Source organism: Schumannella sp. 10F1B-5-1 (genome assembly GCF_006517535.1).
GTDB lineage: Bacteria > Actinomycetota > Actinomycetes > Actinomycetales > Microbacteriaceae > Schumannella.
In genome coordinates this window covers 356,423-377,441 of record NZ_VHQH01000036.1, presented here as the reverse complement: position 1 = coordinate 377,441, position 21,019 = coordinate 356,423, and the positions used below count along the sequence as shown (strand labels likewise).

Genomic DNA, 21,019 nt, shown 5'->3' with positions numbered 1-21,019 from the left:
TCGCGGAGGACCGTCGGCACCCGCGCCGACGCATCCGCCCCCGTAGCCCAATCGGCAGAGGCAGGCGACTTAAAATCGCCTCAGTCTGGGTTCGAATCCCAGCGGGGGCACGCGGCGGCGATCCGACGGCCCGCGCATTGACAGTGAGCGTCGTTCAGATCAGCCTGACCGGATGAACGCCAAGACCGCGATCCGGCTGAACTGGCTCCTCGCCGCCTGCGGCCTGATCGTCGTGGTCTCGGCGCTCGGCCTGATGATCGGGGGTCGCGGCGACATGGCGCTGGTCGGAGTGATGCTGGCCTCCGGTCTGGTGATGACCGTCGTCGCTCTCATCGCGCTGAGGATCAACCGACGCCGACTCTGAAAGACGGGTCAGGGCGTGCTCGCCGTGGCGCCGAACGACGCTGAGCCCGAACGCCGCGCGCCGGCACCGCACCTCGACGCGACGACGGGTTAGTGTGAGCCACGCTCATCTGAGGGGGAAGCGATGCGACGACGCGTGCTGGTGACGGCGATGGCACTGATCACGGCGGCGACCCTCGCGGCCTGCGTGCCCGCCGACGATGATCGCGCTGACAGTCGACGCTCGACCTCGCCATCGGCGAGTGCTTCCGCCGCCGTTCCGTCGACGAACACGGCCATGCCCTCTGGAGATCCGATGGACGACGCGACGATCACTCCGACACCGAACGCGGATTCTGTCGGCGCGGCGCCCGTGGTGGCGGGCGACCGGATCGGCTCCTACGCCGTGCGACTGCCGGTCGACGCGGGATCCCGCGAGTACGCGACCGGCGCCGTCACCCTCGACTCCGCCGGCCGACCGGCGTCGTACACGGTGGCATCCGGTGATCTCGTCGACTACATCGCCGAGCGGTTCGGCTTCCCCGACTTCGGCTACCTCAACACGCTCAATCGGGTGCGCCGAGGCGGCTACCCATGGCCGATCTATCCGGGCGACACACTCAACCTCTCGGCGTACACCGTGACGACGGTCGGCGACATCCAGGGCGTCGTCAGGAACGAGGCACCGCCCTCACCGCTCCCGCAGCAGCGCTGACAGCGATCTCGCGCTGTCGCCCCCGCTCACGCCCCCACGTACCGCGCCAGGTGCTCGCCGGTGAGGGTCGACTTCGCGGCGACGAGGTCGGCGGGGGTGCCCTCGAAGACGACGCGGCCGCCGTCGTGGCCGGCGCCCGGGCCGAGGTCGATGATCCAGTCGGCGTGGGCCATGACGGCCTGGTGATGCTCGATCACGATCACGGTCTTGCCCGAGTCGACGAGGCGGTCGAGCAGGCCGAGCAGCTGCTCGACGTCGGCGAGGTGCAGACCCGTGGTCGGCTCGTCGAGCACGTAGACGTCGCCCTTCTCGCCCATGTGCACGGCCAGCTTGAGGCGCTGACGCTCGCCGCCCGACAGGGTCGTGAGCGCCTGGCCGAGCGTGAGATAGCCGAGCCCGACATCGGCGAGACGCTCGAGGATGGCGTGCGCGGCCGGGGTGCGGGCCTCCCCTTCGGCGAAGAACGGCAGCGCCTCGGAGACGGGCATCGCGAGCACCTCGCTGATGTCGCGGCCGCCGAGCTTGTACTCGAGCACGGCCGACGAGAAGCGACGGCCCTCGCACTCCTCGCAGACGGTCGAGACGGTCGCCATCGGGCCCAGGTCGGTGAAGATCAGCCCCGCGCCGTTGCAGACCGGGCAGGCGCCCTCGCTGTTGGCGCTGAACAGGGCCGGCTTGACCCCGTTGACCTTGGCGAAGGCCTTGCGGATGGGCTCGAGCATCCCGGTGTAGGTGGCCGGGTTGCTACGCCGTGACCCGCGGATGCCGGCCTGGTCGATCGTGACCACGCCGTCGCGCGGCGACACGGAGCCGTGGATGAGCGAGCTCTTGCCCGAGCCGGCGACGCCCGTCACGACCGTGAGCACGCCGGTCGGGATGTCGACGTCGACGCCGGTGAGGTTGTGCGAGACCGCGCCGCGCACCTCGAGGGCGCCCGACGGCGAGCGCAGCGTCGACTTGAGCGACGATCGGTCGTCGAGGTGGCGGCCGGTGAGCGTGTCGCTCGCGCGGAGCCCCCCGACGGTGCCCTCGAAGACGATCTCGCCTCCCCCGGTTCCGGCGCGCGGGCCGAGGTCGACCACGTGGTCGGCGATCGCGATCGCCTCGGGCTTGTGCTCGACCACGAGCACGGTGTTGCCCTTGTCGCGCAGCTGCAGCAGCAGCGTGTTCATGCGCTGGATGTCGTGCGGGTGCAGGCCGATGGTCGGCTCGTCGAAGACGTAGGTGACGTCGGTGAGCGACGATCCGAGGTGCCGGATCATCTTGGTGCGCTGCGCTTCGCCGCCCGAGAGCGTTCCGGCGGGCCGCTCGAGCGAGAGGTAGCCGAGCCCGATGTCGACGAAGGAGTCGAGGATCTGCCGCAGGCCGGCCAGCAGCGGAGCGACCGAGGGCTCGTCGAGGTCGCGCACCCACGCCGCCAGGTCGCTGATCTGCATGCGGCAGGCGTCGGCGATGCTGATGCCGGCGATCTTCGACGACCGGGCCGCTGCGCTGAGACGCGTGCCATCGCACTCGGGGCAGGTGGCGAAGGTGGCCACGCGCTCGACGAAGGCGCGGATGTGCGGCTGCATCGCATCCCGGTCCTTCGACAGGAACGACTTCTGCACCTTGGGCACGAGGCCCTCGTAGGTCATGTTGATGTTGTCGAACTTGACCTTGCGGCTCGCGCCATAGAGGAACTCCTGGCGCTGCTTGTCGGTGAACGACGACACCGGCGCATCCATCGGAACGACCGCGCCGAAGATCTTCACGTACCACCCGTCGCCCGTGTAGCCGGGCACGAGGATGGCGCCCTCCTTGAGCGACTTCGTGTCGTCGACGAGCTGGCTCAGGTCGAGATCGCTGACGCTGCCCATGCCCTCGCAGCGCGAGCACTGGCCGCCCGTGATGCTGAACTCGCGGCGCTCCTTGGTCGTCTGGCCGTTCTTCTCGAAGCTGACCGCCCCGGCGCCCGAGATCGAGGCGACGTTGAACGAGAACGCCTGCGACGAGCCGATGTGCGGCTCGCCGAGCCGGCTGAACAGGATGCGCAGCATCGCGTTCGCGTCGGTCGCCGTGCCGACGGTCGAGCGCACGTTCGCGCCCATGCGCTCCTGGTCGACGATGATCGCCGTCGTCAGCCCCTCGAGCAGGTCGACGTCGGGGCGGTCGAGCTGGGGCATGAAGCCCTGCACGAAGGCGCTGTAGGTCTCGTTGATCATGCGCTGCGACTCGGCGGCGATCGTGCCGAACACGAGCGAGCTCTTGCCCGAGCCCGACACGCCGGTGAAGACGGTCAGCCGACGCTTGGGCAGGTCGACGCTGACGTCTTTGAGGTTGTTCTCGCGCGCGCCCTGCACGCGGATGAGGTCGTGACGGTCGGCGCTGTGCGCGGCGGTGCTCGGGGATGCGGTGCTCGGGAATTCGGTGCTGTCGGCCATGGGGTGCGCTCCTCGGTCGGCGGGCGGGGATCGCGGCGTCCCTGCTGGTGACGATGCTAGAGCGAGCGGACGACACCGACCGAGCGACTTCGGACGGCGAACGCTGCGGGGAGGGGCAGGATGCTCACGACGGCTTCGCCTGATCCATCCACCACTCGGTGAAGGCGAGGGCCCGCCCGCCGTCGGCGCCGGCGCCGGCCTCCGCGGCGAACCGGATCACCCACAGATTGCTGTAGACGATCCCCGTCTCGGCGTAGCGGGTCTCGCCCTGCACGAAGACGGTGTCGGTCGAGGGGTCGGCGCCCGCGAGGTGCCACGTGAAGGTCCAGTCGCCCGGCGAATCGGCGCGCGCGATCCACTCGCGCACGATCGCGTCGCGGCCGCGCCAGGGCTCGGTCCACGGCTCGACGCGATACTCCGCGTCGGCGGCGAACAGCGCGCCGATGTCGTCGGCGTCGTTGCTCGCCCAGGCCTTCTCGTAGCCGCGCATCCAGGTGTCGATGTCCATGCGCGGCACGCAACGCCGCACCGCCGACGCGGCGGCACCCGGCTGTCAGCGCCGGCGCAGCCCGCTCCCGTCGGCCGCCGCGATGAACGCGGTGTCGCCGTAGTCGTCGCCGATGCTGAAGGTGATCTCCGGATCGCCGACCGCCTGGATGAAGGTCGGGCTGTCGATGTCGTCGTCGGTCGCGCGGGCGATCCGCACGCTCGCGTCGCCGATCGGCGTGCCGGCGTCGACGGACGCCCGTTCCAGCAGCGCCCAGATGCGCTCGACGGCGACATCCGAGCTGCGGAACTGCTCCTCGGCCAGCTCGGGCTGCGAGGTCGCGGCGCCGCGGTGACTCACCTGGCCGCCGCGGTACATCCACTCGTCGGTACGGGTGCCACCGACCTCGATCGGAGCGTCGACGATCACGAAATCCTCATAGACCCCGATGCTCACGACGCGGTCGTGGCCGACCTCGCGCGTGATCGCGTCGAGCGCGGCGCGCACGATCTCGGGGCGACGTGCGTCGGGCTTGAGCCGCCCGTCGCCGATCGCCGCGACGGTCTGGCCGACCGCCTCACGGAAGGGCAGCACGACAGCGGTCGCCGCGACGAGCGCGAGCACCACGAAGAGCGCGAGACGCCAGGGGCGCCCCGAGGCACCGACGCCGATCAGTGGTCCGCGGCGACGCCCTCCGACGATGCGCGTGTGCGGCGCGATCGAGCGGAACGGCACACTCGAGCGCGCCGGGATGCGCAGCCGACCGCGCTCGGAGAGCGAGAGCTGCCCGTCGCCGACCAGAGCGACCTCGGGGCCACCGTCCACGACGAGGAGCACCTCGTGCTCGCTGCCCGGCTGATACGCCGGGACCTCGGTCACGGCGACGATCTGGCCGATCGTGGTCGCGAACGCCGCGCCGCGCAGCGGCTGCACCGTGAGGTCGATCTCGCAGTACGGCTGGTCATTGATCTGCGTGCCGGTCTGGCGGAGCGCATCCACCCGGGCGAGACCGAGCCGTCGGGCATCGCGGGCGGCCTGCAGGCTCGCCGCGTCGGGGGCGACCGTGCCGCGCATCGACCGCCCGATCAGCATCAGCATGACCGAGATGACGAGCACGGTCGACGAGATGCCGATCAGGAGACCGCCGGCGCCGTCGGGCGGGCCGACGATGCTGACGATGACGGCGCCGACGAGAGCACCCACGGCGAGGGAGACGAGCAGGCGGAGCACGATCGCCGAGCCTATCGGACAGCTGTCGGATGCTCGGATTCAGACGAGCGATGTCATCCGCGAAACGCGAACGGCGCCCCTCCCGGAGGAGGAGCGCCGTCGACGGCGTGACGCGGTTGTCAGGCTTTGGGGCGCGACGCGAAGGTCTCGAAGGCCTCGCGCGGCACGTCGCGCGCGGGGATCGCCGAGAGGTCGCGGCCGTAGATGAACTGGGCGAACCAGTTGCCGAAGACGCGGAACTTGCGCTCCCACATCGGCATCGCGAGACCGTGGTAGCCGCGGTGCATGATCCAGGCGGGGAAGCCGGTGATGCCGAGCTTGCCCTTCTGGAACGCGCCGACGCCGAGACCGAGACCGGCCACCGCGCCCGCGGGCTTGTGGAAGTAGTCCTTGGTGGCCTCGCCGCGCAGGACGGCGACGATGTTCTTCGCCATGCGCTTGCCCTGACGCACCGCGTGCTGGGCGTTCGGCACGCACGACTTGTCGGGCAGCGGGCTGAAGCCCGAGATGTCGGGAACGGCCGCCGCGTCGCCGGCGCCCCAGAGGCCGGGGACGATCTCGCCCTCGGCGTCGACGCCGCGCAGATCGGCGCGCACGGTCACGCGACCACGCGGCTCGAGCGGCAGGTCGGTGCCCTTGAGCGACGGGCTGGCCATGACGCCGGCCGTCCAGATGATGAGCTCCGACTCGAACTCCTCGCCGGTCGAGAGCTGGATCTTGCCGTCGACCGCGCTCTGCAGCTGCGTGTCGAGGTGGATCTGGCCGCCGCGCTCGGTGATGTTCTTGATGACCCACTTGCTGGTCTCGAGCGAGACCTCGGGCATGATGCGGCCCATCGCCTCGATGAGGTGGAACTTCGTGTCCTCGAAGCTCAGCGTCGAGTACTGGCCGACGAGCGCGCTGACGAAGCTGCGCAGCTCAGCGAACACCTCGATGCCGGCGAAGCCGCCGCCGACGACGACGACGGTCAGCAGACGGTCGCGCTCGGGGCCGGCGGGCAGGTTGGATGCCTTGTCGACGTTGGCGATGATCCGGTCGCGGATCGAGGTCGCCTCTTCGATCGTCTTGAGGCCGATGGCCTCGTCGGCGACGCCCGGGATCGGGAAGGTGCGCGACACGGCGCCGGCGGTGACGACGATCTCGTCGTACTCCTCCTGCCACGGCTCGCCCTCGGCGGGCGTGATGGTGGCGGTGCGGTTCGCGTGGTCGATGCCGGTCACCTTGGCGGTGATGACGCGCGTGTTCTTGAGGTGCTTGCGCAGCGGCACGATCGCGTGGCGCGGCTCGACAGACCCGGCGGCGACCTCCGGCAGGAAGGGCTGGTAGGTCATGTACGGCAGGGGGTCGACGACCGTGACGGTCGCCTCACCGCGTCGCAGGTGCTTCTGCAGCTTGAAGGCGGTGTAGAACCCGGCATAACCGCCGCCGACGATGAGGATCTTGGGCACGAGGGTGGTCTCCTTATGGACAGTGCGCGCTTTAACGTTAGCGCGTCCGGCGACCGCTCCTGACCGTGCGCACTCCCCCGACGATGAGGGCGATCCAGACGGCGGCGAGTCCGGTGAAGGCGAGGGCGGGCATCCCCCACTCGCTCAGGCGCCGCGGGTCGGGCAGCAGGGTGCCGACCGGACTCCAGGGCACGACCGGCGCGGGCACGGCGGCGGGCGGGTTGCGGTCGGCGCGGGTCGCGGGCGTGACGGGGGCGCCGTCAGCGCGGCGGTAGACGCGCACCCAGTCGGCCAGGTCGCCCATCGGGTTCGCCTTGACCGTATCGACCTGCCCGCTGACGGCGGCCGACGCATCCACCAGGCCGTAGCCGTAGAGGAAGTCGACGCCCGGCGTTCCGGCGTCGTGGGCGGTCTTCACCACGCGGTTGATCACGTTGTCGGCGTCGAGGTCAGGATGCGCGGCCTTCACGAGCGCGACGATGCCGGCGACGATCGGCGAGGCGCCGCTGGTGCCGCTCCAGATCGCGCGGCCGCCGCCGGGCGTGGCCCCGACGAGCTCCTCGCTCGGCGCGCTGACGCCGATCGTGATGCCCTGAGTCGAGGCGTCGAAGCTCGTGACGCCCTGACGGTCGACGCCGCCGACGACGAGCACGCCCGGCATGGTGGCGGGCGCGCCGACCGAGGTGATGCCCGATCCGCGGTTGCCGGCCGCGGCGACGATCACGACGTCGTGCTCCATGGCGTAGAGGAAGGCCTTGTCCCAGCTCTCGGGCCAGTCGGGGGTGTTGCGGCTGAACGACATGTTGATCACGTCGGCGCCGTTGTCGACAGCCCAGGTCACGGCATCCGCGATCTGCTGGTCGGAGTTGCGCGCCTGCGAGCCGAAGCCGATCGAGATCGCCAGGATCGACGCCTCGGGAGCGCTGCCGATGATGCCGTCGGTCGCGCTCGTGCCGCGGCCCGCCGCGAGCGAGGCGACCATCGTGCCGTGCTCGTTGTCGTCGCCGGCGGGCGGCTGCCCCGTGGGCCCGCCGAAGCCCGAGAAGTCCTTGCCGCCGACGACGGCGCCGGCGAGGTCGGGATGCGTGGGGTCGACACCGGAGTCGATGACCGCGATGGTCTGGCCCTTGCCCTTGGTGGTGGCCCAGGCCTTCTCGATGCCGTAGTCCTGCAGCCAGTACTCCCGATTGCGCACATCGTCGGCCTGCGCCGCGACGGCCGGCACGAGTGCGGCGCCGACGGCGAGCGCGAGGGTCGCGACGCCCGCGGCGGCGCGGCGCACGGAGCGCGCGGAGCGCACGCCGCGGCTCAGGCCTCGGGACCGGTCTCGGGAACGCATCGGCATACCTCCGGGCTCCAGTCTGCCCGCTCGAGGGCGCGGTCGCCGATCTTGTTCACACCCGGGCCCGCCGCGAGGCTGTGCGCCACGAGCGCGTGCAGGCACTTGACCCGTACGGGCATGCCGCCGGCCGAGATGCCGTCGATCTCGTCGACGTGGTCGATGCTCTCGCGATCGGCGAGGTAGGCCTCGTGGGCCGCACGGTAGGCGGCGGCCTCGTCGGCATCCTCGAGCAGGGCGGCCAGCTCGACCATGACTCCGGTGGCCTCGAGGGTCGACACCGAGGAGTTCGCGGCCGGGTGGCACAGGTAGTAGAAGGTCGGGAACGGCGTGCCGTCGTCGAGGCGCGGCGCGGTCGCGACGACGGTCGGGTTGCCGCAGACGCAGCGCGCGGCGATGCCGACGACGCCCCGCGCGGGGCGGCCGAGTTGCCGGGTCACGGCCGCGATGTCGGCGTCGGTCGGGGCGGGGTAGGGAGGTGTGGTCACTGCTGGTTCTTCGTGGGGTCGTCGAGCTGCACGGCGCCGCCCTGCCCGGCCGGAGCCTGGGTGGTGCCGGCCGTGAACAGCGAGCTCACCAGCGACGACACCCAGTCGATGCGGGTGGTCTGGATGGCGTCGCTGATCGGCTGCGAATCGGTCGTGGTGGGGGCGGCGGTCTCGCCGGTGACGAGGTAGGTGACGTCGCCGGGGATCACGTAGTAGAGACGGCCGCGGGCCTGGGCCTCGATGTAGGCGGGGTCGCTCCAGCGATCCACCTCGGCATCCAGGTCGTCGACCTCGCTCTGCGCGTCGTCGACCTGCTTCTGCAGCGCGGCGATCTGGGTGCGCTGCTCGACGAAGGTCTTGAGGCCCGGCGCGAGAACGACGAGCGCGGCGACGATGAGCAGCAGCACCGAGAGCGCGAAGCCCGAGAGGCGGAAGCTGCGCAGCCAGGCCGCCGCGCGGGTCTCGCCCTCCATGGCGACGGGCACGCGGATGATGCGCGGTCGTCGAGTCACGTCGTCGATCGTAGGCGCACGAACCGCGAGAGCACGGAGCCCGGCCCGAGCGGGCCGAGATCCGTGCTCTCGTGAGGTGCCGACGCTGGCGCCGGCGGTGCTGTCGCCGCTTACGCGGTGTAGCGCGGGAAGGCCGAGCGGCCGGCGTAGACGGCGGCCTCGCCCAGCTCCTCCTCGATGCGAAGCAGCTGGTTGTACTTCGCGACGCGCTCGCTGCGGGCCGGGGCGCCGGTCTTGATCTGGCCGGCGTCGGTCGCGACGGCGAGGTCGGCGATCGTGGTGTCCTCGGTCTCGCCCGAACGGTGCGACAGCACGGCGGTGTAGCCGTGGCGCTGGGCCAGCGACACCGCATCCAGGGTCTCGGTCAGGGTGCCGATCTGGTTCACCTTGACCAGGATGCTGTTCGCGACCTTCTTGTCGAGGCCGGTCTGCAGCCGGCTGGGGTTGGTGACGAACAGGTCATCGCCGACGAGCTGCACCTTCGAGCCGAGCTGCTCGGTGAGGGTGACGTAGTTGTCCCAGTCGTCCTCGGCGAGCGCGTCCTCGATCGTGATGAGCGGGTAGTCGTTGACGAGGCCGGCGTAGACCTCGATCATCTCGGCGGCGCTGAGCTTCTTGCCCTCGTAGCTGTAGACGCCGTTCTCGAAGAACTCGGTCGACGCGACATCCATGCCGAGCGCGATGTCGGTGCCGACGGCGTAGCCGGCCTTCTCGATCGACGCCACGATGAAGTCGAGCGCCTCACGCGAGGTCGACAGGTCGGGGGCGAAGCCGCCCTCGTCGCCGAGGCCGGTGGCGAGGCCCTTGGCCTTCAGCTCGCCCTTGAGCGCGTGGTAGACCTCGGCGCCCCAGCGCAGGGCCTCCTTGAAGGTCGGCGCGCCGATCGGCAGGATCATGAACTCCTGCGCGTCGATGCCGTTGTCGGCGTGGGCGCCGCCGTTGATGATGTTCATCATCGGCACGGGCAGCGTATGGGCGTTGGGTCCGCCGAGGTAACGGAACAGCGGCAGGTCGGCCGAGTCGGCGGCGGCCTTGGCGACGGCGAGCGAGACGCCGAGGATCGCGTTCGCGCCGAGCTTCGACTTGTTGTCGGTGCCGTCGGCGGCGATCAGCTCGCTGTCGATGAGGCGCTGGTCGCTGGCCTCGAAGCCCTCGATCGCGGGGCCGAGGTCGTCGAGCACGGCGTCGACGGCCTTCTCGACGCCCTTGCCGAGGTAGCGGCTCTTGTCGCCGTCGCGCAGCTCGTAGGCCTCGAAGGCACCGGTGGACGCACCGGAGGGGACGGCCGCGCGCGAGACGGTGCCGTCTTCGAGCAGCACCTCCACCTCGACGGTGGGGTTGCCGCGGGAGTCGAGGATCTCGCGGGCGTTGACAGCCTCGATAGCAGACACGGTGAACACTCCTGGGGGTTCAGTGGGTGGAACGGGTGGTGGTGACTTCAGCCTAGCGACGGCTCAGTCGAGCGGACGCAGGCCGAGGTTGTCGGGGCCGGTCGCCGCATCCACGAAGGCGAAGCGGCTGTAGCCGTCGGCCTTGAGCGCGTCGAGCAGGTTGGCCACGTTCTTGGTGCGGCGCACGAGACGCACGCGGGCGCCCGTCGCGATGACCGCGGTCTTGAGGGCGACGAGCGAGGCGGGGTCGAGGTCGGCGTCGTGCACGAGCGCGACTCCCCCGTCGGTCTCGTCGGCGGGCAGCTCGACCAGGTCGACGAGGCGCTCGAAGCCGAGCGAGAAGCCGGCCGCGGGCACGTCGCTGCCGAGGAAGCGGCCGATCATGCCGTCGTAGCGCCCGCCGCCGCCGAGCGAGTAGCTCACCTCGGGGTGCGCGACCTCGAAGATCGGGCCCGTGTAGTAGCCCATGCCGCGCACGAGGAAGGGATCGAAGGTCAGCGGGATGTCGGGCTGGGTCGGGATGTCGCGGGTCGCGTCGGGGTCCGGCTCGCCGATCTGCGCGCGGTGCGCCGCCGCGGCGGCCGCACGCGCTCCGGCGACGGCCGCGCCGATGCCGGCCAGCTCGGCCACGACGCGGTCGTCGGCGCCCTCGGGCAGGAGCTTGCGGATGGCGGCCTCGCCGAAGGGCAGGAACTCCATCGTGCGCGGCGTGCGGAAGTAGGCCTGCAGGGCGGCCACCGCATCCGGGCTCACGCCCTTCGACGTCAGCTCGTCGATCACGCCGTCGTGGCCGACCTTGTCGAGCTTGTCGATCGTGATGAGCACCGAGTCGTGCTCCGACTCGGCGAAGCCGAAGGTGCGCAGCATGCCGATCAGCAGGCGGCGGTCGTTGATGCGGATGTCGGCGCCCTCGAGTCCGAGCGCGTCGAGGGTCGCGAGGGTCGCCGTGATCAGCTCGGCCTCGGCCAGCGTCGACCCCTCGCCGAGGATGTCGATGTCGCACTGCACGAACTGGCGGTAGCGGCCCTTCTGCGGGCGCTCGGCGCGCCAGACCGGGGCGATCTGGATCGAGCGGAACACCGCGGGCAGCTCGGCCCGGTGGCTCGCGTAGAAGCGGGCGAGCGGCACGGTCAGGTCGAAGCGCAGGCCCAGGTCGGCCAGCTCGAGGGGCGACGACGCGGCGTGCAGCTCGTCGGTCGTGACGCCGCGGCGCAGCACGGCGAAGCTGAGCTTCTCGTTGTCGCCGCCGAGACCCGAGGTGAGGCGGCTCCAGTCCTCGACGACAGGCGTCTCGATCTCGTCGAAGCCGTGGGCGCGGTAGCTGCCGCGGATGACGCCGAGCAGACGCTCACGGCGCGCCTTGTCGGCGGGGAGGAAGTCGCGCATCCCGCGCGGCGGGTTCACCTGACTGGCCACGGGCATCCATTATCCCGGCTCGGGGATGCGGCGCCGAACGGGATGCGTGCGGCGGGTGCGCGGGCCCGGGCCCAGCTGCTGCGTGACCGGGGGTCCTGCGGCGGCTCCCTGCACGGGCCGCCGCAGGACGCGGGCGGTCCCGGTCAGCCCGGGACGATGGGGAGCGAGGCGCCCTGCGGATGCGCGGCCTCGCCCTGCTCGGGAGGTTCGGAGCCCGAGGGCCCGTCGGGCGGCTCGACCTTCTGCGGCTCGACCTTCTGCGGCTCCGGCCGGATCAGCGCGACCCCGCCGAGGATCAGCACCGCGCCCACGATCTGCACGAGCGCGAGCGCCTCGCCGAGCACGATCCAGCTGATGACGACGCCCGCGATCACCTCGAGCAGTCCGAAGAACGACGCCTGGCGCGAGCCGAGCCGCGCGGCGGCGATGATGCCCGTGAAGTAGGCGAACGCGGTCGACAGCAGCGCGACCGCGATGACCGGCACGAACCAGGGCATGCTCGCGCCGAGGAACGCCACGTTGACCCCCGGGCTCGCCCACGGCAGCACGCGCACGGCCGCCAGCAGGCCGAGGATCGCGGCGCCGATCGTCAGGGTCGTCCACGCGAAGGCCATCGCCGGCACGCCGTCGTCGGCCACGGCGCCGAGCACGAAGTAGATCGCGAGCCCGACGGCCGCGATCGAGGCGTAGAGGATGCCGAGCGGGTCGAGCCGCACCGAGCCGTCGATGCCGATCACGAGCAGCAGCCCCACGAGCGCGAGACCCGCGCCGAGCAGCACGCCGAGCGCGGGGCGGCGGCGGGTGCGCATCCACATGAACAGCAGCAGGCCGATCGGCGCCAGATACTCGATCAGCAGCGCGAGGCCCACCGGGATGCGCTGGATCGCCGCGAAGTAGCAGAGCTGCGTGCCCGCGACCGCGAAGACGCCGTAGACCAGCACGCGCACGCGGGCGCGCCAGATCAGGCGGAACCCCTCGGCGAGACCGGGTCCGCGGTGCAGCACCACGAGCGCGGGAACGAGCAGCGCGAGCGCGGCACCCAGGATGCGCAGGAACACGACCGCGGGCGGCGACCAGCCCGCCTCGAGCAGCGGCTTCGCGATCGTGCCGCTCGTGCCGAAGCTGAGTGCGGAGGCGGTCGCGATCAGCAGCGCGACGGGGCCGCCGCGCACGGCGGCGGTGCTCGCTCTCGCGCCGCTCATCGCGCCACCCCGATCATCCCGCGATCGCGATCGGCCGCGTCGGCGGGTCGGCCAGCACGGGCGTGTCGATCGGCGTCGCCCCGGCCTCGTCGGCGGCGACCTGCGAGACCGCGATGATCGCGATCGCGGCAGTCGTCGCCGCGACCGGCTCGAGCACGTGCGGCAGCGGGATCGCGCCGGTGAGCAGCGGCACGCTGCCGACCGGCACGGCGGCGCCGGCATCCGTCGGGGCGACCGCCACGGCGCGCGTCTCGTCGGGGCGGATCATCGCGATGCCGCCCAGGATGAGCGCTCCCCCGAGCAGCTGGATCGGGCCGAGCGCCTCGCCGAGCACGATCCAGCTCAGCGCGACCGCGAACACGACCTCGAGCAGGCCCAGGAACGACGCCGTGCGGGCGCCGAGACGCGAGCTGCCGACGATGCCCGCGACGTAGGCGAAGGCCGTCGAGACGACGCCGATCGCGATGACCGGCGCGAACCACGGCACGACCGCGCCGAGCAGGCGCACGTCGACCGCGGTCGTGTGCCAGGGCAGCACGCCCACCGCGGCGAGCGCCGCCGTGACGAGACCGCCGAGCAGGATCGTCGACGCGGCGAAGGCGACCGGCGGCACGCCGTCGTCGGCGACCGCGCCGAGCACGTAGTAGACCGCGACGCCCACGGCCGCGGTGATCGAGTAGAGCAGGCCGATCGGGTCGAGCGAGCCGAACGCGATGCCGCCGTCGCCGTCGGCGCCGATGACCAGCACGAGTCCGAGCAGCGCGAGACCCGAGCCGATGAGCACGATCGTGGCGGGGCGGCGGCGGGTGCGCATCCACATGAACAGCAGCAGCCCGATCGGCGCCAGGTACTCGATCAGCAGCGCCAGGCCGACGGGGATGCGCTGGATCGCCGCGAAGTAGCAGAGCTGTGTGCCCGTCACGGCGATCGTGCCGTAGAGCACGACGCGCAGTCGGGCGCCCCAGAGGGCCTGCAGCGCGCCGGGGGTGCGCAGCGCGAGGATGCCGGGGATCGCGAGCACGACGGCCGCGATCAGCAGGCGGGCGGCGCCCACGGCGGCGGGCGACCAGCCGGCCTCGAGCAGGGGTTTCGCGATCGTGCCGCTGGTCGAGAACGCCAGTGATGCCGAGATGGCGACGACAAGACCCGCACGGGTGCGGGCGCGGTCAGCGGACACGATTCCTCCGAATCGAAAGTAATGATCAACCACGCGTTATGCTCCTGACGATAGATCTCCGCCCCGTCAGGAGTCAAGATGCGTTTCACTGATGACACCGAAGACGCTCTCGGCTTCGTCGTCGCGCTCGTCAACACCGAGCCGCGCGCCTCCGCGTCGGGCGACGACGAGCTCTCGACCGTCGACCAGCTCGACTGGCTTCTCGAGGAGCACAGCTACTCCGGTCGGCGCGACGGCGACGAGACCGAGCTCGACGAGGTGCGCGCCGTGCGCACCCGTCTGCGCCGCTTCTGGACCCTCACCCGCGACGGCGCCGCGGCCCAGGTGAACCGCCTGCTGAAGGAGACCAAGGCCACGCCGCAGCTCGTGCGGCACGACCAGCTCGACTGGCACATCCACGCCACCGAGCCGGATGCGCCGCTCGCCCAGCGCATGGAGGTGGAGGCCGCGCTGGCCTTCGTCGACGTCATCCGCGGCAACGCCCTCGACCAGCTGCGCCGCTGCGAAGCCGACGGCTGCGACGGGGTGTTCGTCGACCTGTCGCGCAACGGCTCGAAGCGCTTCTGCAGCCTGCGCTGCGGCAACCGGATGAACGTCTCGGCCTATCGCGAGCGGCAGAGCGAGCAGGCGGAGGTCGCCGACGAGCCGACGCCGGAGCAGAGCGCGGGCTGACCCTGAGCGGGTCGCCGACTCGTGCGATCCGGTCCCGGATAGATTGGCGCCGAGCCGAAGGGGGAATCGATGTCGAGTCCCTATGAGCGCGGCTGGGTGCCGCCGCAGCAGCCCGCGTCGAGCACCCCCGCACCGGGAGCACCCGCGCCCGGCCCCGGCGTCCCCGTCGCTGCCGTCGCTGGCGTGGGCCCTGCCGCGGCCGCCGCGACCCCGCCTCTCCCCCTCTCCCCCGGCGAGCCCGGCGAGCCCGGCATCGTCGTCGAACACGTGGGCCGCGCGTTCGGCTCGGTGCACGCCGTCGTCGACGCCTCGATGGTCGCGCCGATGGGCCGCGTCACGGGCCTGATCGGGCCGAACGGCTCGGGCAAGACGACGCTCATGCTCATGCTGGCCTCGCTGCTCGCCCCGGACCGCGGCAGCATCCGCATCGCCGGCCACGACCCGGTTGCGGACCCCGCCGCCGTGCGCCGCCTGCTGGGGTGGATGCCCGACCAGCTCGGATCCTGGGCGACCCTGTCGGCGCGCACGGCCCTGACGCAGACCGGCCGCCTGTACGGGCTGCACAAGCTGCAGGCCGCCCACCGCGCCGCCGAGCTCATCCACCTCGTCGACCTCGGCGAGCTCGCGGACCGCCCGAGCCGCGTGCTCTCGCGCGGCCAGAAGCAGCGTCTGAGCCTCGCCCGCGCCCTGGTGCACGACCCGGCCGTGCTGCTGCTCGACGAGCCCGCATCCGGCCTCGACCCGGCCGCACGCGTCGCGCTGCGCCGCACCGTGCGCCGCCTCGCCGACGAGGGCCGCGCCGTGCTGGTGTCGAGCCACGTGCTCGCCGAGCTCGACGAGATGGCCGACACCGCCGTCTACCTCGAGCGCGGCGTCACGGCCGACGCCGCCCGCATCGCCGCGACCCGCGTCTCCGAGCGCGCGTGGCGCATCCGCACGGCCGACCTCGCGCGTGACAGCGACCGCCTGCGCGAGGCGCTGTTCCGCGCGGGGATCCCGTGGGAGCGCATCGAAGCCGACGCCGGCGGCATCCTCGTGCCCGTCGCGGGCGAGGCGCGCGCCGCCGAGCTGCTCACCCGCCTCGTCGGCGAGGGCATCGCGATCTCAGCATTCGCGCCCGCCGTCGGCGAGCTCGAGCACACCTTCCTCGACCTGAGCTCGGGCGGAGGCCCCGCATGATCCCCTTCGTCACCGGCGTGCGGGTGATCGCCGGCCTCGAGCTGCGGCAGCGCATCCGCGGCGTCGCCTGGTGGGTGCTGCTCGGCGTCTTCGGCCTGCTCGCCCTGGTCGTGACGCTGATCGTGCTCTGGGGCGTCGGCGGGCTCACCGACGGCTACCGCTCCGATCCCGTCGGCAACGCGGTGTTCTCGACGATCGTCTACTTCGTGCTGCTGCTCGGCACGCTCGTCGCGCCGGCGCTGAGCGGCAACGCGATCAACGGCGACCGCGAGGCGGGCACGCTCGCGACGACCCAGGTCACGCTCGTCAGCACGACGCAGCTGGTCATCGGCAAGTTCCTCGCCTCGTGGATCAGCACGCTCGCCTTCCTGGTGATCACGGCGCCACTGCTCATCCTCAGCCTGGCGATCGGCGGCACGACTCCGGGCATGGTCGCCGTCTCGCTGCTCGTGCTCGCGATCGAGCTCGGCGTGATCGCGGCGATCGGCACCGGCCTCAGCGGCCTCGTGCGGCGCCCGCTGTTCTCGGTCGCGATCACCTACCTGGTCGTCGCGATGCTCAGCCTCGGCACCCTCATCTCCTTCGGCCTCGGCACGCTCGTCGCGCAGGAGAAGTACGAGTACCGCGGCGCGAGCTACATCTACGACGACAGCACCGGCAACTCGGAGTGCGTCGTCGACGACACGACCACGACGAGCACGCGGGCGCGCCCCGACTACGTCTGGTGGATGCTCGCCGCCAACCCCTACGTCGTGATGGCGGATGCGGTGCCCACGCGCTACGGCAGCGGCGACGACCCGAACGACCTGTTCGGCTTCCTCAAGCTCACGGTGCGCCAGCTGCAGAAGGCGCCGGAGCCGATCGAGCAGCAGGACCCCTGCAACTACACCTCCGACCGCTACCCCTCGGGGCGCGAGGTGATCGACTCGACCGTGCCGAGCTGGTTCGTCGGGCTCGCGATCCACCTCGGCCTCGCGGCGCTGGCGCTGTTCGGCGCCGTGCGGGCGACGCGGGCGCCCGCCCACCGGCTCGCGGCGGGGTCGCGGATCGCCTGAGGCACGAGCCGTATTGCGGCGCGAGCCGAATCGCGGCGCGGGCCGCCGCTCAGGCGAGCGCGCGCTGCGCGGCGAAGAGCTCGCGCTGGATGTCGCCGAGCGACCGGGTCTCGTCGGGCGCGACCCAGCGGGCGAAGGCCATGCGGAACACCGAGATCGCCGCATCCGCCGCCAGCTCGGCGACCGGGTCGCCGATGCCGCGCTCGCGCAGGGCGACGGCGACCGCCTCAGCGAGCGTGTTCATCTTGAGCGACTCGCGCTCGCGCAGGGCGGGGTCGGCGTCGATCACGATCTGGCGGCGGCGCGACCAGGGGCGGCGCTCCTCGTCGAAGAACTGCTCGGCGCCGGCGACGCCGGCCTCGGCGAGGTCGCGGGCCGAGGCTCCGTCGGGCGCGGCGGCGATCGCGCCGGTGAAGGCGTCGACGAGCACCTCCTGCCCGCCGAAGATCACCTCGCGCTTGTCGGCGAAGTGGCGGTAGAACGTGCGCTCGGTCAGCTCGGCGCGGAGGGCGATGTCGGCGACCGTCGTCTGCTCGAAGCCGTTCTCGAGGAACAGGTCGAGGGCGGCGAGCTGCAGTCGCTCGCGTCCGCCCGGTTCCCATCGGCCCATGGGGGAATCCTACGTGATGTCACACTCTGACATCGACAGTGCTACCGTGATGTCACACCCTGACATCAACCCTCGCTGAGGCGGGGATGAAGGAGCACATCATGAAGGTCTTCGTCACCGGAGCATCCGGCTGGATCGGATCGGCCGTCGTGCCCGAGCTGCTCGCGGCGGGCCACGAGGTCACCGGACTCGCCCGCTCCGCCGACTCGGCCGAGCGCCTGCGCGCCGCCGGCGTCACGCCGCGCGAGGGCTCGCTCGACGACCCCGGCGCCCTGAGCGCCGCCGCCCACGACGCGGAGGCGGTCATCCACCTGGCCAACAAGCACGACTGGTCGAACATGGCCGAGTCGAACCGCGCCGAGCGCGCCGCCGTCGAGACCTTCGCCGCGGCACTCGAGGGCACCGGCAAGCCGTTCGTCTTCGCCTCGGGCGCCGCGTTCCAGCCGGGCACGATGGTCGTCGAGACCGACGTGAACCCCGCCAGCGGGCCCGAGTCGCCCCGCGGCGGCGCCGAGCGCTTCGCCTTCGACCGCGTCGAGCACGGACTGCACGCGATCGCGCTGCGCTTCGCCCCCACCGTGCACGGCGCGGGCGGCGAGCACGGCTTCATCCCGCAGATCGTGGCCGCAGCACGCCGCAACGGCGTCGCCGGCTACGTCGGCGACGGATCGAGCCGCTGGTCGGCCGTGCATCGTCGCGACGCGGGCGCGCTGGTCACGAAGGCTCTGGCGTCGGCTCCCGCGGGGACGGCCGTGCACGCCGTCGCCGAGGAGGGCATCGCGACGCGCGAGATCGCCGAGGCCATCGGCGTGGCGCTCGGCATCCCGACCCAGTCGGTCGCGGCCGACGACGCGCTGGAGCACTTCGGCTGGATCGGCATGTTCTGGCGCCTCGACATCCCCGCGTCGAGCGCCGTGACGCGCGAGCGCTTCGACTGGACGCCGACGAATCCGACCCTGCTCGAGGACATCGCGGCGGGCGCCTACACCGACGGCAGCCCGACCGACTGAGCAGCGGGGCAGCACAGGAAGGGCCGGTCGCGTCGCGCGACCGGCCCTTCCTGCGTGCGCGAGGCCCTAGCGGGCCGCAGCGGCGCGCGAGGCGCCGGCGCCGCGCTCCGGCGGGATACCGCGCACACGGCGGTGCACCTCGATCCGCTGCCGGAACTGATCGAGCGCCGCGACGAAGTTCCGATTCACGCGCTCCGTCTCGCCGGTCATCACCGCATCCACCTGCATGCCGTAGACGATCGCCATCATGACGCCCGCCTCCTGCTCGGCGTCGTGGTCGGTGAGGCCGAGCCCCTGCAGCGAGGCCACGGCGGCGGCGCGATACGAGGCATTGGCCGTGCGCACGATGTCCATCGACTCGGGTTCGAGCGCCTCGATCATCGCGGCCTCGATCTCCAGACGGCGCAGCTGGCGGTTGCGCTCGCTCTGCGACTGCTGCCAGTACGAGGCGAAGCCCTGCAGATAGCTCTCGAGCGAGGCGGTGGCCGGCGGATGCGCATCCAGCAGCTCTTGCTGGCGCCCCGTGATGGCGCGCACGATCTCGTGCAGCAGCTCGGCGCGGGTGCCGAAGTGGTACACGAGCGAGTAGGTGCTGACTCCCAGGGCGTCCGCGAGCGTGCGGAAGGTCATGCCCGAGAGGGAGCTGCCGAGCAGATGCTCGATGATCTGCTGCAGCAGCTCCTGTTTGCGGGTCGGGTCGGGTCGTCTCGGCATCGGCGTCTCCCTCGCGTGCTCAGACGATTGACAGCCTATTACTTGCACGAGCGTTTTGATTACGTTCGTTATGCGAATACACTGAGCGCGGTCGTGCGCGCCCTCGCGGTGGAGCCCGGACCGGTCCTTCGGCCCGGGCCATCTCCCCAACGCCGCGCCGGGAGCACACGACCACCGCGGAACGCGCAGGGGCGCGTCCGCGGGGCCGCGCGAGTCGTCGAGGGCACGCGCGTCTGCGTCGCAGCGTTGCCGGGTTCCCTTTTCGGGTGGGCACCCGGCCTGTGTGAGCGGCGGCACCGGGGGTGCTGCCGTGCTGCGAGGCGGGGTCCGCCATGCTTCGCGCTGGCGGGCCGTCCCGCCGCTCGCGCGGCGCCGACTCAGCCGCGCTCTGCCGCCTGGTCCGGGCTCCGCGGTCCGGCTCAGCCGGCCTCGGTCGCTCGCGCCGCCTCCGCCGCCCGGATGTCGTCCTTCAGCCCGCGGATCGCCCCACGCAGGGCGCGCTCGGCATCCAGTCCGCTCCCCCGTGCCACCGCGACGAGCTCGAGCAGCCGGCGGCCGAGCTCCTCCTCGTCGGCGGGCGCGTCGGCGGCGAGCGCGGCGGGCACCTCGATGACGTGCCCGACCTTGTCGGCGCGCCCGAGCAGCTTCGTCGTCAGCGCGAGCGAGGGCATCGCATCCGGAACGCCGTCGAGCACGCTCGTGCGCTGCGGCTTCTCCTGCGCCTTCCAGGCGTCCCAGTTCGACGCGACCGCGTCGGCCGTGTCGGCCACGACCTCGCCGTCGCCGAACACGTGCGGGTGCCGGCCGACCATCTTGGCGGTCATGTGCGCGGCGACGTCCTCGATCGTGAAGCGGCCCTCCTCGGCCGCGATGTCGGCGTGGAAGACCACCTGGTAGAGCACATCCCCCAGCTCCTCCACCATCTCGGCGTCGTCGCCCGACTCGATCGCCTCGACCAGCTCGGCGCTCTCCTCGACCAGGTACTGCACCAGGCTCGCGTGCGTCTGGTCGCGGTCCCAGGCGCATCCGCCCGGCGCGCGGAGCCGCTCGAGCACCGCGATGAGCTCGTCGAGACGGGGATGCGCGGCCACGGCCGCCACGAGATCCGACATGCCCCCCATCCTGCCGCGCCGTGCGCCGCCGGCGCCGTTGCGGCACGGTCGGCGGCGACGTGGCGCCCGTCGGGTGGTCAGTGGATGCGGCACCCACCTGCCACGATGAGCGCATGACACGACGACTCATCTCCAGCGGCTCCGAGTTCGAGGCGCAGATCGGATACTCGCGCGCCGTCGTCGACGGCGACTGGGTGTTCGTGTCGGGCACCACCGGCTACGACTACGCGACCGGCGAGATCTCGAGCGACCTGGGCGAGCAGACCGCGCAGGTGCTGCGCAACATCGGGGCGGCGCTGACCGAGGCGGGCGCCTCGTTCGCCGACGTCGTGCGCGTGCACTATCTGCTGACCGACGGGTCGCGCTTCTCGGAGTGCTGGCCCGCCCTGCGCGAGGTCTTCGGCGAGGTGCGCCCGGCCGCGACGATGATGCAGGTGCCGCTCATGGAGCCCGAGATGCTCATCGAGATCGAGGTCACGGCGCGCATCCGCGCCTAGCGG

At 71.9% G+C, this 21,019-nt stretch carries 21 protein-coding genes and 1 tRNA gene; 8 read left to right on the top strand and 14 right to left on the bottom strand.

Annotation, left to right across the window (positions count from 1 at the left end; translation table 11 throughout):
• The first annotated feature begins 36 nt into the window (after window positions 1-36).
• The 3 genes from FJ658_RS07380 to FJ658_RS07370 all read left to right on the top strand — a co-directional run bounded on the left by FJ658_RS07380 (window position 37) and on the right by FJ658_RS07370 (window position 1,057).
• Window positions 37-110: transfer RNA gene (locus tag FJ658_RS07380), tRNA-Leu, on the top strand.
• Between the two features lie 62 nt (window positions 111-172).
• Window positions 173-364 carry a hypothetical protein gene (locus tag FJ658_RS07375; RefSeq protein WP_141144711.1) on the top strand — a complete coding sequence of 64 codons (192 nt, stop codon included), beginning with the start codon at window positions 173-175 and terminating at the stop codon, window positions 362-364.
• A gap of 123 nt (window positions 365-487) precedes the next feature.
• Window positions 488-1,057, top strand: a complete 570-nt coding sequence (locus FJ658_RS07370) for a hypothetical protein (protein WP_219995732.1) — start codon at window positions 488-490, stop codon at window positions 1,055-1,057.
• Between the two features lie 26 nt (window positions 1,058-1,083).
• Here the strand turns inward: FJ658_RS07370 and FJ658_RS07365 are convergent, their stop codons facing one another.
• The 11 genes from FJ658_RS07365 to FJ658_RS07315 all read right to left on the bottom strand — a co-directional run bounded on the left by FJ658_RS07365 (window position 1,084) and on the right by FJ658_RS07315 (window position 14,167).
• Window positions 1,084-3,477, bottom strand: coding sequence for an excinuclease ABC subunit UvrA (locus FJ658_RS07365; RefSeq protein WP_141144709.1), 2,394 nt, complete (start codon window positions 3,475-3,477; stop codon window positions 1,084-1,086).
• Between the two features lie 124 nt (window positions 3,478-3,601).
• Entirely contained in the window at window positions 3,602-3,985 is a 384-nt protein-coding gene (locus FJ658_RS07360; protein WP_141144708.1) for a nuclear transport factor 2 family protein, read from the bottom strand.
• A gap of 45 nt (window positions 3,986-4,030) precedes the next feature.
• Window positions 4,031-5,194: a hypothetical protein gene (locus FJ658_RS07355; RefSeq protein ID WP_141144707.1), complete on the bottom strand. Its 1,164-nt coding sequence runs from the start codon at window positions 5,192-5,194 to the stop codon at window positions 4,031-4,033.
• Window positions 5,195-5,313: 119 nt separating this feature from the next.
• Window positions 5,314-6,642, bottom strand: coding sequence for an NAD(P)/FAD-dependent oxidoreductase (locus FJ658_RS07350; protein WP_141144706.1), 1,329 nt, complete (start codon window positions 6,640-6,642; stop codon window positions 5,314-5,316).
• 37 nt (window positions 6,643-6,679) lie between these two features.
• Window positions 6,680-7,942: a S8 family serine peptidase gene (locus tag FJ658_RS07345; RefSeq protein ID WP_255447614.1), complete on the bottom strand. Its 1,263-nt coding sequence runs from the start codon at window positions 7,940-7,942 to the stop codon at window positions 6,680-6,682.
• A gap of 8 nt (window positions 7,943-7,950) precedes the next feature.
• The gene (locus tag FJ658_RS07340) at window positions 7,951-8,469 is read right to left on the bottom strand and encodes a DUF501 domain-containing protein (RefSeq protein WP_141144704.1); all 519 of its coding nucleotides are present in this window, start codon (window positions 8,467-8,469) and stop codon (window positions 7,951-7,953) included.
• Window positions 8,466-8,981, bottom strand: coding sequence for a septum formation initiator family protein (locus tag FJ658_RS07335; protein WP_255447613.1), 516 nt, complete (start codon window positions 8,979-8,981; stop codon window positions 8,466-8,468). The genes FJ658_RS07340 and FJ658_RS07335 overlap by 4 nt, the downstream gene beginning before the upstream one ends.
• Window positions 8,982-9,091: 110 nt before the next feature.
• Window positions 9,092-10,372, bottom strand: a complete 1,281-nt coding sequence (gene eno / locus FJ658_RS07330; protein ID WP_141144703.1) for a phosphopyruvate hydratase — start codon at window positions 10,370-10,372, stop codon at window positions 9,092-9,094.
• Window positions 10,373-10,435: 63 nt separating this feature from the next.
• A complete protein-coding gene (locus FJ658_RS07325; RefSeq protein ID WP_141144881.1) occupies window positions 10,436-11,758 on the bottom strand; it encodes a HisS family protein in 1,323 nt (440 codons plus the stop codon).
• 173 nt (window positions 11,759-11,931) lie between these two features.
• Window positions 11,932-12,990, bottom strand: a complete 1,059-nt coding sequence (locus FJ658_RS07320) for a DMT family transporter (protein WP_141144702.1) — start codon at window positions 12,988-12,990, stop codon at window positions 11,932-11,934.
• 13 nt (window positions 12,991-13,003) lie between these two features.
• Window positions 13,004-14,167: a DMT family transporter gene (locus FJ658_RS07315; RefSeq protein ID WP_141144701.1), complete on the bottom strand. Its 1,164-nt coding sequence runs from the start codon at window positions 14,165-14,167 to the stop codon at window positions 13,004-13,006.
• A 78-nt stretch (window positions 14,168-14,245) separates the two neighbouring features.
• On the opposite strand from FJ658_RS07315, the gene FJ658_RS07310 reads away from it, so the two are divergent.
• The 3 genes from FJ658_RS07310 (at window position 14,246) to FJ658_RS07300 (ending at window position 17,073) form a co-directional block, all read left to right on the top strand.
• Window positions 14,246-14,839: a CGNR zinc finger domain-containing protein gene (locus FJ658_RS07310; protein ID WP_141144700.1), complete on the top strand. Its 594-nt coding sequence runs from the start codon at window positions 14,246-14,248 to the stop codon at window positions 14,837-14,839.
• Window positions 14,840-14,908: 69 nt separating this feature from the next.
• Window positions 14,909-16,018, top strand: a complete 1,110-nt coding sequence (locus FJ658_RS07305; RefSeq protein ID WP_255447612.1) for an ABC transporter ATP-binding protein — start codon at window positions 14,909-14,911, stop codon at window positions 16,016-16,018.
• On the top strand, window positions 16,015-17,073 hold the full coding sequence (locus FJ658_RS07300) for an ABC transporter permease (protein WP_141144699.1): 1,059 nt from the start codon (window positions 16,015-16,017) through the stop codon (window positions 17,071-17,073). Before FJ658_RS07305 ends, FJ658_RS07300 begins: the two co-directional genes overlap by 4 nt.
• A gap of 49 nt (window positions 17,074-17,122) precedes the next feature.
• Here the strand turns inward: FJ658_RS07300 and FJ658_RS07295 are convergent, their stop codons facing one another.
• Window positions 17,123-17,683 (bottom strand): TetR/AcrR family transcriptional regulator, encoded by a 561-nt coding sequence (locus FJ658_RS07295; protein WP_141144698.1) that lies wholly within the window; start codon window positions 17,681-17,683, stop codon window positions 17,123-17,125.
• Window positions 17,684-17,784: 101 nt separating this feature from the next.
• Between FJ658_RS07295 and FJ658_RS07290 the strand changes: the two genes are divergently transcribed.
• Complete coding sequence (locus tag FJ658_RS07290) at window positions 17,785-18,693, top strand: SDR family oxidoreductase (protein ID WP_141144697.1); 909 nt, start codon at window positions 17,785-17,787, stop codon at window positions 18,691-18,693.
• 66 nt (window positions 18,694-18,759) lie between these two features.
• Here the strand turns inward: FJ658_RS07290 and FJ658_RS07285 are convergent, their stop codons facing one another.
• Window positions 18,760-19,407, bottom strand: a complete 648-nt coding sequence (locus FJ658_RS07285) for a TetR/AcrR family transcriptional regulator (protein ID WP_141144696.1) — start codon at window positions 19,405-19,407, stop codon at window positions 18,760-18,762.
• Between the two features lie 419 nt (window positions 19,408-19,826).
• Window positions 19,827-20,519, bottom strand: coding sequence for a MazG family protein (locus FJ658_RS07280; RefSeq protein ID WP_181408364.1), 693 nt, complete (start codon window positions 20,517-20,519; stop codon window positions 19,827-19,829).
• A 113-nt stretch (window positions 20,520-20,632) separates the two neighbouring features.
• On the opposite strand from FJ658_RS07280, the gene FJ658_RS07275 reads away from it, so the two are divergent.
• Entirely contained in the window at window positions 20,633-21,016 is a 384-nt protein-coding gene (locus FJ658_RS07275; protein WP_141144694.1) for a RidA family protein, read from the top strand.
• Window positions 21,017-21,019: the final 3 nt, after the last annotated feature.

What these genes read in the sequence shown, in the direction of transcription:
- FJ658_RS07375 (WP_141144711.1), top strand. Translation starts at nt 173, where the DNA reads ATGAACGCCAAGACCGCGATCCGGCTGAACTGGCTCCTCGCCGCCTGC.
- FJ658_RS07370 (WP_219995732.1), top strand. Translation starts at nt 488, where the DNA reads ATGCGACGACGCGTGCTGGTGACGGCGATGGCACTGATCACGGCGGCG.
- FJ658_RS07365 (WP_141144709.1), bottom strand. Translation starts at nt 3,477, where the DNA reads ATGGCCGACAGCACCGAATTCCCGAGCACCGCATCCCCGAGCACCGCC.
- FJ658_RS07360 (WP_141144708.1), bottom strand. Translation starts at nt 3,985, where the DNA reads ATGGACATCGACACCTGGATGCGCGGCTACGAGAAGGCCTGGGCGAGC.
- FJ658_RS07325 (WP_141144881.1), bottom strand. Translation starts at nt 11,758, where the DNA reads ATGCGCGACTTCCTCCCCGCCGACAAGGCGCGCCGTGAGCGTCTGCTC.
- FJ658_RS07320 (WP_141144702.1), bottom strand. Translation starts at nt 12,990, where the DNA reads ATGAGCGGCGCGAGAGCGAGCACCGCCGCCGTGCGCGGCGGCCCCGTC.
- FJ658_RS07310 (WP_141144700.1), top strand. Translation starts at nt 14,246, where the DNA reads ATGCGTTTCACTGATGACACCGAAGACGCTCTCGGCTTCGTCGTCGCG.
- FJ658_RS07305 (WP_255447612.1), top strand. Translation starts at nt 14,909, where the DNA reads ATGTCGAGTCCCTATGAGCGCGGCTGGGTGCCGCCGCAGCAGCCCGCG.
- FJ658_RS07300 (WP_141144699.1), top strand. Translation starts at nt 16,015, where the DNA reads ATGATCCCCTTCGTCACCGGCGTGCGGGTGATCGCCGGCCTCGAGCTG.
- FJ658_RS07295 (WP_141144698.1), bottom strand. Translation starts at nt 17,683, where the DNA reads ATGGGCCGATGGGAACCGGGCGGACGCGAGCGACTGCAGCTCGCCGCC.
- FJ658_RS07290 (WP_141144697.1), top strand. Translation starts at nt 17,785, where the DNA reads ATGAAGGTCTTCGTCACCGGAGCATCCGGCTGGATCGGATCGGCCGTC.
- FJ658_RS07285 (WP_141144696.1), bottom strand. Translation starts at nt 19,407, where the DNA reads ATGCCGAGACGACCCGACCCGACCCGCAAACAGGAGCTGCTGCAGCAG.
- FJ658_RS07280 (WP_181408364.1), bottom strand. Translation starts at nt 20,519, where the DNA reads ATGTCGGATCTCGTGGCGGCCGTGGCCGCGCATCCCCGTCTCGACGAG.
- FJ658_RS07275 (WP_141144694.1), top strand. Translation starts at nt 20,633, where the DNA reads ATGACACGACGACTCATCTCCAGCGGCTCCGAGTTCGAGGCGCAGATC.